The organism is Staphylococcus lloydii (genome assembly GCF_015775975.1).
Taxonomy (GTDB): Bacteria; Bacillota; Bacilli; order Staphylococcales; family Staphylococcaceae; genus Staphylococcus; species Staphylococcus lloydii.
This window is the reverse complement of sequence record NZ_CP064056.1, coordinates 2,467,257-2,482,731: the sequence shown is the minus strand read 5'-3', so window position 1 is coordinate 2,482,731 and position 15,475 is coordinate 2,467,257. Positions and strand designations below refer to the sequence as shown.

Below are 15,475 nucleotides of genomic sequence, written 5' to 3'. Positions count from 1 at the left end.
ATATTAAGGGGATTTTGTAATATAATGAGAGTATTAATAGAATATAAAATTTAGTATGTAGTCATTTTATAAAATAATGATGTATAAAACAGGAGGATTAATTATGAAAGATAGATTGTTTAATTGTCCGGTTGAAGCGATTATAAGTTTAATTGGAGGCAAGTATAAACCTATTATTTTGTGGTATTTACTAGATGATACGTTAAGATTTAATGAATTACAAAAACGTTTACCACAAGCAACACCTAAAATGTTAAGTCAGCAATTGAAAGAGTTACAACAAGAGGGTTTTATTGAAAAAGTTATTTATCCAGAAGTACCTCCAAAAACAGAATATTACATTACAGAATATGGCAAAACGCTGGAAACGATTTTAAATGAAATGTGCAATTGGGGCGAAACATATATGGGCGATTATATCGTAAAAAATGAAGATCAATAATTCGGTATAGTTACTTTTTTGATAGTAACTTACAATAAAGTGCATTCTTCTCAAGAAAATAGGTCGGTGATATGCTTATTTCGAATTTAAAAAGAGGAGAGATAGTATGTTACATGAGATTAACTGGCCACAAAAATGGCTGCCAGGCATGACTGATAATTTCGCTTCCAATGAAATTATAGTGAAAGGCTTAGTGTTTGAAAATGTTATAGAAAACCTTATTGATACTTCAAAATGGGAGCAATATTATGCTAATAGTAGTGACATAAATATGTATAATCAAACATCACCCAAGTTACAACAAGATACACGGTTCAAATTTAAAACTTTTGGTTTTGATATAGAAGCGGAAATGGAAGAACTTGATATCGATGAAAATGTAGCTCGCATCGCTTGGCATGGTTGGAACAACGAAACAGGAGACAATTTTTTAGACGTCTATCACGCATGGCTTATAGAAAAATTACCGCAAAACAGATTGAGAATTTTAACACAAGAATCCCAAATTGGCGCACCTGCCCAAGCAATGGCACAAGATGAGAGTCATCCAATGATTAATGGACATCAAGATTGGTTAGACTGCCTAGCAAAATTTTCAAAATAACTAATGTTGCCCTCTACAATTCAGTTGTGGAGGGTTCTTTTATACTTGCGAAGTGCTACGCTATTGGATGTGTTTAATGTCTTTAGAAGTGAATATACATTTTTATACATAACAATTGTGAAATAAAAATTAAAACTTAAAATATTTAAGGAATATTCAGAATATTATTGTTGAGAATAAATTAAAATAGTAATATGATATACATATTGTTTTTTTAGGATGTTTTATAAGTATTGCTATGAAAAATAGTAGCTACTCTATAAATGTATTGAATATTTACATACCGATTGAATACATCAGCGGTATTAGTATATTTTAATTCCAACTATTTCCATACGAATAGTTTTATTTAAAGTTTGATAATGTGTCTAACTTCTCTAATATGTGGATGAAGTTTTTTTATTTTAAAAATAATGGAATTAAAGCCATTTTCGTAGAGTGAGAATAATCGTATGAACTAAAGACAATACATAATTACTACAGTTTTATTATTTAGGAGAGAGTGAAAAGAAATGGAAGATCATGAATTACAACGTAAAATGACCAATCGACACATTCAGTTGATTGCTATTGGAGGAGCAATCGGTACAGGATTGTTTTTGGGGGCAGGTAAAAGTATTTCTTTAGCTGGTCCCTCAATTTTATTAGTATATATCATCATTGGATTTTTCTTATTTATTATGATGAGAGCATTGGGAGAGTTATTATTATCAAATAGTGACTATAATTCATTTACTGATATTGCAGAACATTATTTAGGTCATTTATTTGGATTTTTGACGGGGTGGACGTATTGGTTTTGTTGGGTCGCAACAGGAATAGCCGATATCACGGCGGCAGCCAAATATATTCAATATTGGTTTCCAGATATCCCTTCATATATATCAGCAATTGGGACGGTACTGATTTTATTAATTTTAAATTTAATGACAGTACGACTATTTGGAGAAGTTGAGTTTTGGTTTGCATTGATTAAAATTATTGCCATAGGTTTACTGATAATTATTGGTTTATGGTTAATCTTTACTGGTTTTAAATCTAGCACAGGTATCCAATCAGGTTTCCATAATTTATATACACATGGTGGGCCTTTCCCAAATGGGGCAATGGGCTTCTTATTGGCATTCCAAATGGCTGTTTTTAGTTTTGTGGGTATTGAACTTGTCGGTGTGACTTCACGTGAGACCAAAGATCCTGAAAAGAACTTACCAAAAGCGGTAAATTCATTGGGGTATCGTATTTTAATATTTTACGTGCTTAGTTTATTAATCATTATGAGCATTACACCATGGAACAAGGTGTCTGCAACAGAAAGTCCATTCGTTAATTTATTTGTCTTAGCAGGCATACCTGCAGCGGCAGGGATCGTGAACTTTGTGGTGTTAACATCAGCAGCAAGTGCTGCGAATAGTGGATTATTTAGTAATAGTAGAATGGTCTACGGTTTAGGTAGTACTGGCCATGCACCCAAAATACTTGGAAGAATAAATAAGCGAGGCGTACCATATCCAGCATTGATATTTTCTGGGGTCGTGCTCTTTTTCTCAGCAATACTAAATTACTTTATACCAGATGAAGTATTTACATTAGTGACCACACTAGCAACGATTTTCTTTATTTTTATCTGGTCTATTATTTTAATTTGTTATATTAAATATCGAAAAGAAAACGCAGAATTACACAAAAAATCAATTTTCAAAAATCCATTCGGCATTATCGGTTCATATGCTGCATTAGCATTTTTCGTCTTCGTTTTAGTCATGTTACTATTTGCTGACGATACACGTATCGCATTATTTTATTCACCATTATGGATTATTTTATTATTAGTTGGTTATTACTTTAATCAGAAGAAAATTAATAAGTGACCTTTGAACAACAAATATAGAAAATAATAAGCCCAACCACTGACTTTTACAGTGATTGGGCTTTTAATGTATCTATAAAATATACTTATGTAATTTGTTATCACTAATCTATTATAAGTACTTAAGTGAAAATCATAATGACCATTGTAATACCAGCCATCGCATTATTAATCATGTGAACCATCATGCTGTCTTTAATATTTTTACGTCGGTTATATGCCATATAAAAGCACAGTCCCATAACCATGTACATAATGAAACTTATCACATTTGTTGAAGCATGTAGCGATGAAAATATGAGTGAAGATACAATAAGAGGTAATAGAAAAGCTGTCTTTTTGAATATTGTTTCTTTAAAAATACCTCTAAAAAGTAATTCTTCTAAATACGGTGCGACAAAAATAATTATAATTAAGAAAAACAATAAGGCAATAACGGTTGAAATGTTAATATGCTGTAATTCTTTTAGCTGCTGCATCAGAATTTTATCATTTTCAGAGGAAGATTTATTGTAGATGGCTTTCATAAGCGCCGCAAAAATAACTACAGCTATACGTATACCTATAAACCACGAAATATTGATTAAAATATCTCTTAAGTTCATTTGATGTTGGTTTTGTTCATAGCTTCGCTTTTGGTAATACCATCTGAAAAGCCACATCACTAATATGGTGAAAATAATGCCAATGATAGTTATGACAATGACTTTCCACACATCTTCATTATTAGATGCTAAATAAATAATTGAACCAGCAAACATCGTTGGTGACGATACAAGTATCATAAGTCCTATAAAAATTAAAACATTAACTACTCGATTTCCTTTAGGCCTGATACTGTTTACCTGTTCCATAAATCCACGTCCCTTCTTACAAATGTTAAAAATTCACGTTATAAAATCATATTAACACTTCTTAAAGTCAGCTCAACCCATTTTGTAATTTAAGTCATCTAAACTATTAATAAATTTAACTAATGAGGGAATTGTATTTGCGTGTGGTAAGATTGAGGAAAGTTTAAAATTAAAATAAACTACTAAGTGTTTTTATCACCAAGGAAAATAAGATCAGCGGCTTCAATGAATTAGAATCCTAGCAAGAAATATAAAAATAATAATTTTAACTATTGAGGTGTTTTAATATGGGCAATTTAAAAATGAATGAAAATAACAAACTTGAATTTGGATTATATTCGTTAGGCGATCATTTACTTAATCCGCATAATGGTGAAAAGGTAAGCTATGAACAGCGTATTCATGAACTTATAGAAGCGAGTCAACTTGCTGAACAAGCTGGCTTAGATGTTTTTGCGGTAGGCGAAAGTCATCAGGAACACTTTACAACGCAAGCGCACACGGTTGTTTTAGGTGCCATTGCACAAGCTACTAATAAAATTAAAGTTTCAAGTTCGTCTTCAATTATAAGTGCTGCTGATCCTGTAAGAGTGTTTGAAGATTTTGCAACGATTGACTTAATTTCCAGTGGACGTGCAGAAATTGTTGCAGGTAGAGCATCACGTACAGGGATTTTTGATTTATTTGGCATAGATTTAAGAGATTACGATGAACTATACGAAGAAAAATTAAATTTACTATTAGAATTAAATAAAAATGACAGAATTACTTGGTCGGGTAAACATAGACCAGAATTAAGAAACATGAAGATTTTCCCAAGACCTGTCGATGATAATCTACCTATTTGGAGAGCAGTTGGTGGCCCTCCTGCGAGTGCAATCAAAGCTGGACGTCAAGGCGTTCCAATGATGATTACCACGTTGGGTGGCCCAGCGATGAATTTTAAAGATTCTGTAGATCAATATCGTATGACTGCGGAAGAAGCTGGTTTCGATACATCTCCTGAGTGTTTACCAGTAGCAACGGCAAGTTTGTTTTATACGGCTGAAACATCACAACAAGCTATGAGAGAATATTATCCTCATCTTAATACAGGTATGTCATTTATTCGCGGTGTCGGTTATCCAAAACAACAATTTGCAGCAGCGACTAACGAAAAGGAAGCGTTAATGGTGGGCAGTCCTCAACAAATCATCGAAAAATTACTGTACCAGCATGAATTATACGGTCATCAACGATTTATGGCACAAATTGATTTTGGTGGCGTGCCATTCGACAAAATTATGAAAAATATCGAATTGATTGGTAATGAAATTATACCAGCGGTTAACAAACATTTATCTAAATAGGGGTGTAATACAATGAAAATAGCTTTATTATCTGGCTCACCAATTGGTACAAAAACTAGAGTTGCAATAGATAGATTACAACAAGCGCTCGTTGAGCAAGACGAAAATCATGAGATTACATTATTAGATTTAAGAGATCTTAATATCCAACAACCGGATGGCCGTAATTATTTAGATACTGAGGGAGATACATTACATCTAACTACCACATTAATGGAAGCGGATATTATCTTTATTGGATTTCCTGTATTTCAAGCTGCCATTCCAGGTGCGTTAAAAAATGTTTTTGATTTATTGCCCGTTAATGCATTTAGAAACAAAATAGCTGGATTAATTGTCACTGCAGGTTCATCAAAGCATTATTTAATTCCTGAATTACAATTAAAACCGATTTTAGGGTATATGAAGGCCCATGTGATGCAAACATATGTATTTATTGAAGAAAGTGACTTTTCTAACAAACAAATTGTTAATGACGATGTACACTTTAGAATTACGACATTAGCCCAAGACACACTACGCATGGCAAGAGTATATAATCAAATACTCCAAGAAGAAGACGACCAATACGATTTTTAGGTAGTAGGATATTAAAATAACAAAAGCTTAAACGTTTAGATATAGACGTTTAGGCTTTTTAGTGTTCTAATGACGCAATTACTGGGAATAACATATAAAAATTATGTATTTGCTAAAGAGACAATAAAAGAAGGTGTATATTTTGACTAAAAGCAAATTAAGAATTGTTTTTAATATTTTATTAGCTATATGGATTTTAGGATACGGTGTTATATATCTTTTTACAGATATTATAGATGCTAAGTGGTCTCTTATATTCGTATTTGGTTTAGTTATTATTGGCGTCACAAGAAGTGTGAAAACCGATGACTCAAAAGATAATGAGTCCAGATGAACGAAGAATAAAAATGATTGATAAATTAAATTTTAAGAAGAATGAGGGATTTAATTTGAAACTGCTTAAATTAGCAATTGGTATTGTATTATTAGTTCTAAGTAATATTTCAGTGTTTTTAACCATAATTATACCTAAATTCAAAATAGATATTGGAACATGGTTGTTTAATATATTTTCGTTAAATTATTTTGGTTATTATTCTGTAATTTTGTTAATAGCCTGCCTAACATTGTATTTTCTTTTCTTTGAAGAGAAGGACAACACCATTATACGACGTTTACAATTTTCTTTAACAATCATTTTTGTGATTTCATTAGCGACGAATATTATTTTTAGATAAAAGTAACATTTAGGATTTCATAAATGTAAATAAAGAAAGTAGGATTTCAAAATGAGATGCTACTTTCTTTATTTTTAACTTACGAATGGTACTTAATTAATGCATGACTGTTATTAAAAATTAATAATAGAATAATCACTAAAGTATAAAAATTGGTCGCAATTTAAGTTTTTATTTGTTTATTGATACCTCTTATGATTAACTTAATAAAGTAACAACATCTACTAGAGTGAGTAAGATGGACATTGATATTTCAATGGAATAACTTATGCTATAATCAAGCTATATGACTAATAAAAAAATAATGCGTTTTTAACAACTCAAGACATATTGATTCGCTTTTAATACGCATGTAAATCAGTTGATAAAATTTTTAGTACGTAAATTCTCTAAATTTTTTGAAATAACTGTCAGTGGAAGCCAAGTATCTCTACGAGCTAGGCTCGGAATTAATGTTTGATAACGTAATAAATAAAATTATTTGTATAAGCTGCAAGTCAGTTTGAAAGTTTCAACGTAGAAAAGGAGTGAGTAATAGCAGTGGTAAATAAAAAAGATTATAAAGATGCAATGAACATGTTAAAAGCAACAAGTCGTACATTTTATATCCCTATTACTTTTTTAGAAAAGGATTTAAAGGATGCAGTCGCTTCAGCGTATTTAATATTACGTGCAGTTGATGAGATTGAAGATCATCCAGATATAAGTAATGACGTGAAATATACGGTGTTATTACAAATAAGTGAATTATTTAAACAACCATTTGATGAAAATGCGTATGCGTCTATCATTGCACCGATAAAAGATATCTTACCTGATGTATCAATTCGTTTAGGTGATTGGATTAAAGTATGTCCTGAAGCAGCATTACCTGCCGTAATGGAGCATTCTAGTGAAACAGCTTATGGTATGTCTAAATGGTCTAAATTAAATTGGGAGATTCACACACGTGAAGATTTAGATGAATATACATACTATGTTGCAGGCTTGGTAGGCGTCATGTTGTCTGACCTATGGAGCATTTATGGTAATGAGCAAACGGACAGAGATTTAGCAATTGGTTATGGCCGTGGTTTACAAGCTGTAAATATATTACGTAATGAACAAGAAGATTTAGACGAACGAAAAGTAAGTTTCGTACCGGATGATTGGTCGCGTGATGACTTATTTGAATATGCAGAGGCTAATTTAGCCAAAGCTGATGAGTACATTAAAGCGGTTAAGAAAAGAAGTATAAAAATGTTTTGTCGTTTACCTTTAGTATTGGCGCATAAAACATTAAAAGCCATGAAATCAGGTCGCGAAAAAGTATCGCGTGAAGAAGTTGAACAATCTGTAAAAGAAGTTCAAGACGAAGCATAAATTGAATATTAGACTAGAAGAACCAAATGTTAACAGCATTTGGTTTTTCTTTTATAGCTATTTGAAATACTTTTATAGTCATAATTATAATGCTAAGGTGTAAATATATAATTAAATATTTGGAATTATGAACTTAATTACAGGGAGATAATTATGAATAAACAACAATTACAACAACAAATCGAACAAGTATATCTCGATATTTTAATTGAATTGAATTTAGAAAAGGTAGACACTTATTTTGCGCCCGATTATGTCCAAGTAACAGATCATATAACAACAGATATTAATGAATTTAAAGCGCATTTAGAAAAACTGAAAGCCGTAGTAAAAAGTTTAACAATTGAAACTTTTAAAGATATGTTGATAGATGAAGAAAAACAAACTGTATTTTTAAGATATGATGTCATCGTTGAGAAAAAGGACAATAGTATAGGCAACATTGAAGTTTATGCGGTATTTACGTTTAACGATGATGGTAAGGTAATAGCTTGTAACGAGCTCACTAAAGAATATGATGAACAAGTAAAAGGACTAGGTAGTATTTAATAAAAAGGAAATGAGATGGTGCTATGAAAATAACTAATATTAGGTTGCTAACAAATGATTTTGAAAATATGTTCAATTTTTACCACGACATTTTAAAGGCGACGTGCGTTTTTGGCAACAAACAGGGTAATTACGCAGATTTTGATTTCGCAGGTGTTTACTTGTCGTTGTTCGATAAACAGTTAATGGTAGAAGCACTCAAACTTGATGACCAATTAGGAAATGAGCATTATAATACCCAAATGATAATTATTGAAGCGGATAATCTTGAAAAGTTATATAACCAATTAAAAAATGACGTTAACGTATTAGATGAACCAACAGAACAACAAGAATGGGGCATCAAATGTTTCCATGTGACCGATCCAGACAATAATATTATTGAATTTTATGAGGGATTATAGAATTAACAAAAATACTAAAATTGAATTCCAAATTATTGCAAGCTTGGGGTGAAATGATTGATTCAAAGTTTAAATCTCAAAGGATGATTAGATGAGCGTCTTTACAAGGTTGTTTAATAATGAGGACCTGCAACAGATAGACAATTTGCTAATGTTATATGAACAGTTAGGCTACCCGACCACTAAAGATGAATTGCTTGAACGTTTAACAAAATTAAACAGCCACGAGGATTATTTTATGTTGCTGCTAATCAATGAAAAAGGTGACATTATTGGTTTTAGTGGTATGTGTCGCATGATGAATTTTGAAAAGCCTGGTCATTATTTACGCATTTTAGCTTTCGTTATAAACAGCAATTATCGCAAACAGGGTAATGGCGAATTATTACTTAATGAGTCAGAACAGTTAGCTAATAAGTTAAACTGTGAGGCATTAGCGTTAAATAGTGGCAATCGAGAGGAACGCGTAAATGCGCATGCGTTTTATCAAGCGAATGGTTTTAATAAAAAATCTTCAGGGTTTGTAAAGAATTTATAACAAGATAACTACTTTAATTAGACTTGTACTAAGTTAGTTTAAAGCAGTTATCTTTTTTTAAATCTTAATTACTTTATTCTAGAAATTATACTGCGCGCTTACTTTTTTATTGGAAATGTTTTTATAAATTGTCATGTTTAGCACCTCACTTTATTAATTTTATTATAACAACCATATATTTCGATGAGCATGGAACTATGGTTAAGAAAGTGAATTTTATAAATAAGCTAGTAAGCATTATAAAGAATAGTTATAATACAAGTAATTATGCAATGTTAATAACAATTTACAAGGGGTGCTTCACATGTCTATTGAAACATTTTGGAATGAATTTATAACTAAATATCCTGAATATAAAGACGCTAAATATACTGCATGGGCATTTGGCGTTGATCAAGATTTTTTAGCTGACTTAGTAAGCCGAGGTATTAAGACATCAACAACGAGTGCATATAGTCTTTATGAATTAGATAATGAACCACTGCCTCAAACAGAGGATTTGAGCGTAGTGCTAAATAGTAAAGAGCAACCGATATGTGTGATACAAACGACTGAAATTTATGCTACAAAATTTAAAAATGTGACAGAAACGCATGCCTATAATGAAGGTGAAGGGGACAGAAGTCTTGCCTATTGGAGAGACGCACATTTAGCGTTCTTTAATGAAGAATTTAAGGAACATAATTTAACATTTTCTGAAGAAGAGATTGTGTTATGTGAAGAATTTGAATGTTTATATGTTAAAGGTGAATAGTATGTTGTATTTATTAAGACATTGTCAGGCAATGGGACAAAATGAAGATGCGCCATTAACCGAATCTGGTCACCGAAAAGCTGAATCTCTAATACCTATATTAGAACAACTTCAAATTAACAAAATTTATTCAAGTCCTATGATAAGGGCAGTTAAGACGGTAGAGCCTTTTGCATTATCTATGTATAAAGAGGTGATTACAGATAAACGATTAGCTGAACGTGTACTAACTACTGAAACATTAGATTCATTTTTGCCCGAATTAGAAAAAACTTTTAATGACTATGATTTAAAGTTACAAGGTGGAGAAAGTAGTCGAGAAGCTGAACAAAGAGCAATTAGCCTGTTAAATGAGATAGATTTAACTGAAAATGTACTGCTTGTTAGTCACGGCAATTTAATTGCTTTGATATTAAATTATTTTGAAAAATTCTCCTTCACAGATTGGAAAACACTAGAAAATCCTGATTTAAGGGTAATAAAAAATGATGGAAGTATTTCAAAAATTGAACTAGGTGATAGTTATGGAGATTAGACAATTTGTAACCGAAGATGCGCATGAAGTAGCAGAATTAATTAAAAGAACGTTAAAAACTACAAACGCATTATACGAACCAGAAGATATTATTAAAAAGGCAATCGCTGATATAACGCCACAAAAGATAGTGGAGAGGGCTAGTTTTACTCATTTCTATTTATTAATAGATGAAGCAAAAATTATTGGCACTGGTGCTATTGGACCGTACTGGGGTAGTCACACGGAAAGCAGTCTATTTACAGTATTTGTAGATCCACTCTATCAAAGGAGAGGTATCGGTAATTTAATAATTGAAACGTTAGAAAACGACTCATATTTTCAACGTGCCAAAAGAGTAGAGATTCCAGCATCAATAACTGCCGTTAATTTTTACCTTAAACATGGCTATAGATATAAAAATGATATAGATGAACCTGATTCGGAAGGTCTTGTTAGACTTGAAAAGTATTAATAAAAATCACTCACAGTTTTAATAACATGTGGGTGGTTTTTTGTAAGTAGCGAAATTGAAATTAAATTATTACATTATCAATACACGCAAATGGAGATTTTTTGCATTTTTAGAAAATCCATTTCAGAAAAAATTCATCTGTTGTGCAACGCCTAATAAATGCCGTCACTACGCAATATATAGCTTTATAAAATTTTATACTTTTAATGAATAACATAAATTTAAATATATTTTTACATGATTTAAGTTGAAGTTTTGAGAATATTGTGTAATATTGTAATCAGAAAGTAATATTTTGTAATAAAGAAAAGGGGAGATTCAATATGAATAGAGCAACAAAAACAATTGTAGCAACTACAGTAACTTTTGGCACTTTATTTGGAGTAGGAACTGCCTCTGGAGTATCAGCACAAAATAGCGTAGCACATGCAGCAACAACACCTTATTATAGTTATCACGGATATGCTGGAAATGATTCTAGCTTCTTATTAAATAAGCAATTTATGAATGGTATTAAATATAATAATGTAACGTTTAATGGTGTTAAGATTAGTAATACATCAAGTGGAAGTGGCGCTACATTTACTAAGTATGACCAAACTTTTAACGGCGACAAAAATGCTAAAAAAACAAACGTAGTGCAATTTAAAGTTAAAGACCAGTTAACTGTAAAACAATTGAAAGGTGCGTATGGTTCTGATCTTAAAAAAGTAAGAGCACTAGGTAATAATGAGGCAGCATATGAATACGCGCCTAAATCACCTGGTCTAAGTGTTAGTTTTGATGTTAATGATAATAAAGTATCTGAAGTAACAATCATGTACGGTGGAGCTGGCGGTGGCGGTTGATCTAAAATTAACCAACAATCACCCAATCAAACTTTGAATTAAAAGTTAAATAATATATAGTAGCACTCTCTACTTGGTGTAGGGAGTGCTATTTAGTTATAAATACAATTAAAGACTTGTAAAAATAATCATTATTAAAGCAATATAATATTAAAATAACCACACTCAATCTTTGAGTGTGGTTTCTTTATGTCTTTATAAAAGCCTAAGGAAAACTTAAAAATAGATTATTATCCGTGAATTGTAAATCGTGTTCGAAATCTCCGACAGTTTCAAGATTTCTTGTATTGTCAGCGTCTGTAATAGCACCACGCATATCATTACCTAGAAAACTACCTACTAGTATTAAAATTAAATATCCACTGCATAAAATTAAAATTGTCCCAAGATAAATACCTACAGCCAATCTAACCGGTTTACTCATGTCTACCTCCCTCATTTAGCACCTTATATATTTTGATTTAATTCAAAAGTAACACAGCAGTTTTAATTCAATGTAAAGCAAGCGTAAAATTATATTTCATTTTAGATATAAGTAGAAAATTAAATGTTACGTAATTAAGATTAAATAAATATAAATAGTTAATATTGAATATAATTTAAATGTAAATATGACTTTAGATTATATTTACAAAAAATTTATATGTTTAAAACTAGCTAAATAACTGAATGATAGTATGTCGTTAATAGGATAAAAAATGAAAGTATACGTTGATTATGGGTTTGTATATTCGTAAATCAACGTAAATGATTTTATTTGTTTCTATAACGTAAAACTCTAAACAGCTTGATGAAGAGAGGGTCATAAATTGTTACTTATCATACTTTGCGTGGTGTTAATCATGTGGTTAGGCGTAGTAGAAAAAAAGAAACACTCTCGCCGCTTAAAAAAAATTCCAATACGTATAAATATCAATGGTATTAGAGGTAAATCAACTATTACGAGGCTTATTTATAGCATTTTGCGTGAAGATCAATACAAAGTTATTGGTAAAACTACCGGAACAGATGCACGTATGTTGTACTGGTTTACTTCACGAGAATATCCAGTATATAGAAAACCTCAAGGTGCGAATATTGGTGAACAAAGGGACATTGTTCGAAAAGTTGTGAAACAAAGAGCCAATGCATTAGTTAATGAATGTATGGCAGTAAATCCAGATTATCAAATTACATTCCAAAAGGATTTAGTTAAAGCCAATATCGGCGTCATCGTTAATGTTATGGAAGACCATATGGATGTTTTAGGTCCGACATTAAAAGATGTGGCCCAATCCTTTACAGCAACGATCCCTTATAAAGGGCATCTTATCGTAATGAAAGATGAGTATACGTCATATTTTGCCAAGGTGGCGAAAAGACGAAAAACTAAACTTATCGTTGTTGATAAAGATAAAGTGCCAGAACAATATTTAAGAAAATTTGATTACTTAGTGTTCCCGGATAATGTTGCTATTGCTTTAGGTGTGGCAGAGGCTTTAGGGATTGATAATGAAATAGCACTGCAAGGCATGTTAAATGCACCGCCTGATTCGGGTGCTGTAGAAATTAAATATTTCAATGCGAATAATACGACGAATGTTTATGTAAATGCATTCGCAGCAAATGAAACGAAATCGTCTAAGGCTATTTTAAACAAAGTAGAGTCTTACAATTATCCATATCAAAAGAAAATTATCATATTAAATTGTCGTGCGGATAGGGTGGATAGAACAAAAATGTTTGCTGAAGATTTTATCGAAGACGTAGACTTCGACACCTTAATTTGTACAGGTAAAAGTACACAAATGGTTACAGAGGTCATGAAACGAAATCCTAATAAAAAATATCTCAACTTTGAAAATAGTGATATTAGAGAAATTGAAGATAGTGTATATGCAGAATGTAAAAATGCTTTAGTGTTCTGTGTAGGTAATATTCATGGCCCAGGAAAAAAAATAGCGCAGTTTATAGAAGGGATAAATTAATATGGTAGGTTCAGAATTATATTTATCATTATTTGTAGGTGTTGTATTAAGTCTCATATTTGCAGAAAAATTTGGCATTACGCCAGCAGGTATGGTTGTACCAGGATATTTAGCTTTAATTTTTGATCAACCAGTAATGCTATTATCTGTATTGATAATTAGCTGTATTACATATTTTATAGTCAACCATGGTATCAGTAAATACGTTATTTTGTATGGACGACGAAAGTTTGCTGCCATGATATTAACAGGAATGGTATTAAAATTCTTCTTTGATTTAATATATCCATTAACCCCATTTGAAATGGTTGAAATGTCAGGAATTGGTATTGTAATTCCAGGAATTATAGCGAATACAATTCAAAAGCAAGGTGTGATTATTACACTATCCACATGTATGCTACTAACTTGTATAACATACGCTATTTTATTCTTTTATAGTTTCATTAACTAGTTAGGAGTTTGTAAATATGAGGAAACCACAAAGATTTACAATTGCAGAACGGGTGCTCAAATGGTCGAAATTGCATAAAAGATATAATTCCATACTTATATTTATCATATTAATTATAGCTTTAGTTCTGATAGTCTTGAGTGTAAAATCGCAAAAAAATGTTCCAGTAGAAGCGGTAAGTAAACAAGACAATGCAATTAATTTAACTTATTTAGGTAATATTAGTATGAATTCAGATATAAGAAAAAACGGCCTTAACGATACTTTTGGAGCCATCAAAAATATCTTGAAAGGAAGTGATTATTCAACAGCAAGTCTACATGTATCTAAATTTTCGGATGATAAAAATACGAATATAAAAGAAAATATCTCAAACCTTATGTATTTGAAAAAATTAAATATTAAGACTTTGAATTTAATTAATAGTTCTGTTGATAACATTCAAGCGAGAGATTTACAAAAAGATGTTGAAGGGAAAGTTGGATATAACTTTCTTACTGGTAATGGTTCAAACCCTATAAATAGTAAAACAGTTCAACAAAACGTAAAAGGTAAAAAAATAGCAACCGTTGATTTTACAGATGTTGAATCTGATTATTCAGATCCTCTGAAAAATACAACATCAATTAGTTTGCAGCCAAAAATATTTATGCCATTAATAAAAAAATTAAAAGAACGTAACGATATGGTCGTTGTAAATGTTGATTGGGGTATCCCAGATGAAAAACATGTAACAACGCGACAAGAAAAATACGCACATGCGTTATCAGACGCAGGGGCAGACGTGATAGTTGGTCATAACACGGTATTGCAAAAAATAGAAAAATATAAACATACAAACATATTTTACAGTTTAGGTAATGTGACATCTGAGAATTTCTTGTCTAAAAATAAACAAGGAATGACGGTACAACAAAAATGGGATGGTAAAAAATCCGAATTTCTCGTGACGCCGATTAAATCTCAAGGTGGAAAAATTACGAAATCAACACCAAGTAAGATAGAAGAAATTAAATTATTGAATAATATTAAAAGTGATTCAGTGAAATTGAAAAAAGTGAAGGGAGGTTATCAATATGAATCTTAAAAAACACTGGTTCTCCATTACAGTTGTATCAATTATCCTTATCATTTTCTTACTAATTTCTTTTGTTAAAACAAATGAAGATACAGATAAATATGAAGACTATGAACTTAAAGTAGAAAATCAACATTATTTATCTAAAGGAGTAAGTTAA

Annotated in this window: 21 protein-coding genes; 19 read left to right on the top strand and 2 right to left on the bottom strand. The window is 31.2% G+C overall.

What is annotated here, in order from left to right:
* Positions 1-103 precede the first annotated feature (103 nt).
* From ISP08_RS12325 to ISP08_RS12315, 3 genes are all read left to right on the top strand, one after another.
* Positions 104-442 (top strand): winged helix-turn-helix transcriptional regulator, encoded by a 339-nt coding sequence (locus ISP08_RS12325; protein ID WP_195718832.1) that lies wholly within the window; start codon positions 104-106, stop codon positions 440-442.
* A 106-nt stretch (positions 443-548) separates the two neighbouring features.
* The gene (locus ISP08_RS12320; RefSeq protein WP_195718831.1) at positions 549-1,046 is read left to right on the top strand and encodes an SRPBCC family protein; all 498 of its coding nucleotides are present in this window, start codon (positions 549-551) and stop codon (positions 1,044-1,046) included.
* 512 nt (positions 1,047-1,558) lie between these two features.
* On the top strand, positions 1,559-2,914 hold the full coding sequence (locus ISP08_RS12315; RefSeq protein ID WP_195718830.1) for an amino acid permease: 1,356 nt from the start codon (positions 1,559-1,561) through the stop codon (positions 2,912-2,914).
* A gap of 121 nt (positions 2,915-3,035) precedes the next feature.
* Here ISP08_RS12315 and ISP08_RS12310 read toward each other — a convergent pair whose 3' ends face one another.
* Positions 3,036-3,767 carry a CPBP family intramembrane glutamic endopeptidase gene (locus tag ISP08_RS12310; RefSeq protein ID WP_195718829.1) on the bottom strand — a complete coding sequence of 244 codons (732 nt, stop codon included), beginning with the start codon at positions 3,765-3,767 and terminating at the stop codon, positions 3,036-3,038.
* Positions 3,768-4,054: 287 nt separating this feature from the next.
* On the opposite strand from ISP08_RS12310, the gene ISP08_RS12305 reads away from it, so the two are divergent.
* The 12 genes from ISP08_RS12305 (at position 4,055) to isaB (ending at position 11,816) form a co-directional block, all read left to right on the top strand.
* On the top strand, positions 4,055-5,116 hold the full coding sequence (locus ISP08_RS12305; protein WP_195718828.1) for an LLM class flavin-dependent oxidoreductase: 1,062 nt from the start codon (positions 4,055-4,057) through the stop codon (positions 5,114-5,116).
* A 12-nt stretch (positions 5,117-5,128) separates the two neighbouring features.
* Positions 5,129-5,695 (top strand): NADPH-dependent FMN reductase, encoded by a 567-nt coding sequence (locus ISP08_RS12300; protein ID WP_195718827.1) that lies wholly within the window; start codon positions 5,129-5,131, stop codon positions 5,693-5,695.
* A 142-nt stretch (positions 5,696-5,837) separates the two neighbouring features.
* On the top strand, positions 5,838-6,029 hold the full coding sequence (locus tag ISP08_RS12295; RefSeq protein WP_195718826.1) for a hypothetical protein: 192 nt from the start codon (positions 5,838-5,840) through the stop codon (positions 6,027-6,029).
* On the top strand, positions 6,001-6,372 hold the full coding sequence (locus ISP08_RS12290; RefSeq protein ID WP_195718825.1) for a hypothetical protein: 372 nt from the start codon (positions 6,001-6,003) through the stop codon (positions 6,370-6,372). Before ISP08_RS12295 ends, ISP08_RS12290 begins: the two co-directional genes overlap by 29 nt.
* A 540-nt stretch (positions 6,373-6,912) precedes the next feature.
* The gene (locus ISP08_RS12285) at positions 6,913-7,734 is read left to right on the top strand and encodes a squalene/phytoene synthase family protein (RefSeq protein ID WP_411847785.1); all 822 of its coding nucleotides are present in this window, start codon (positions 6,913-6,915) and stop codon (positions 7,732-7,734) included.
* Positions 7,735-7,887: 153 nt separating this feature from the next.
* Positions 7,888-8,283 (top strand): nuclear transport factor 2 family protein, encoded by a 396-nt coding sequence (locus tag ISP08_RS12280; RefSeq protein ID WP_195718824.1) that lies wholly within the window; start codon positions 7,888-7,890, stop codon positions 8,281-8,283.
* 23 nt (positions 8,284-8,306) lie between these two features.
* On the top strand, positions 8,307-8,687 hold the full coding sequence (locus ISP08_RS12275) for a VOC family protein (protein WP_195718823.1): 381 nt from the start codon (positions 8,307-8,309) through the stop codon (positions 8,685-8,687).
* 91 nt (positions 8,688-8,778) lie between these two features.
* A complete protein-coding gene (locus ISP08_RS12270; protein ID WP_195718822.1) occupies positions 8,779-9,225 on the top strand; it encodes a GNAT family N-acetyltransferase in 447 nt (148 codons plus the stop codon).
* Positions 9,226-9,529: 304 nt separating this feature from the next.
* The gene (locus ISP08_RS12265; RefSeq protein ID WP_195718821.1) at positions 9,530-9,979 is read left to right on the top strand and encodes an ASCH domain-containing protein; all 450 of its coding nucleotides are present in this window, start codon (positions 9,530-9,532) and stop codon (positions 9,977-9,979) included.
* Position 9,980: 1 nt separating this feature from the next.
* Positions 9,981-10,514, top strand: a complete 534-nt coding sequence (locus tag ISP08_RS12260) for a histidine phosphatase family protein (protein WP_195719351.1) — start codon at positions 9,981-9,983, stop codon at positions 10,512-10,514.
* A complete protein-coding gene (locus ISP08_RS12255; RefSeq protein WP_195718820.1) occupies positions 10,504-10,968 on the top strand; it encodes a GNAT family N-acetyltransferase in 465 nt (154 codons plus the stop codon). Before ISP08_RS12260 ends, ISP08_RS12255 begins: the two co-directional genes overlap by 11 nt.
* Positions 10,969-11,291: 323 nt before the next feature.
* A complete protein-coding gene (gene isaB / locus ISP08_RS12250) occupies positions 11,292-11,816 on the top strand; it encodes an immunodominant staphylococcal antigen IsaB family protein (protein ID WP_195718819.1) in 525 nt (174 codons plus the stop codon).
* Positions 11,817-12,021: 205 nt separating this feature from the next.
* Here the strand turns inward: isaB and ISP08_RS12245 are convergent, their stop codons facing one another.
* Complete coding sequence (locus ISP08_RS12245) at positions 12,022-12,240, bottom strand: hypothetical protein (protein ID WP_048794528.1); 219 nt, start codon at positions 12,238-12,240, stop codon at positions 12,022-12,024.
* Positions 12,241-12,625: 385 nt separating this feature from the next.
* Between ISP08_RS12245 and pgsB the strand changes: the two genes are divergently transcribed.
* The 4 genes from pgsB to ISP08_RS12225 are packed head-to-tail and all read left to right on the top strand — an operon-like array spanning position 12,626 to position 15,475.
* Positions 12,626-13,783, top strand: coding sequence for a poly-gamma-glutamate synthase PgsB (gene pgsB / locus ISP08_RS12240; RefSeq protein WP_195718818.1), 1,158 nt, complete (start codon positions 12,626-12,628; stop codon positions 13,781-13,783).
* A 1-nt stretch (position 13,784) separates the two neighbouring features.
* Positions 13,785-14,237: a poly-gamma-glutamate biosynthesis protein PgsC gene (gene pgsC, locus ISP08_RS12235; RefSeq protein WP_195718817.1), complete on the top strand. Its 453-nt coding sequence runs from the start codon at positions 13,785-13,787 to the stop codon at positions 14,235-14,237.
* A gap of 16 nt (positions 14,238-14,253) precedes the next feature.
* Positions 14,254-15,324, top strand: coding sequence for a CapA family protein (locus ISP08_RS12230; RefSeq protein ID WP_048794525.1), 1,071 nt, complete (start codon positions 14,254-14,256; stop codon positions 15,322-15,324).
* Positions 15,314-15,475: a hypothetical protein gene (locus ISP08_RS12225; protein WP_193391006.1), complete on the top strand. Its 162-nt coding sequence runs from the start codon at positions 15,314-15,316 to the stop codon at positions 15,473-15,475. The genes ISP08_RS12230 and ISP08_RS12225 overlap by 11 nt, the downstream gene beginning before the upstream one ends.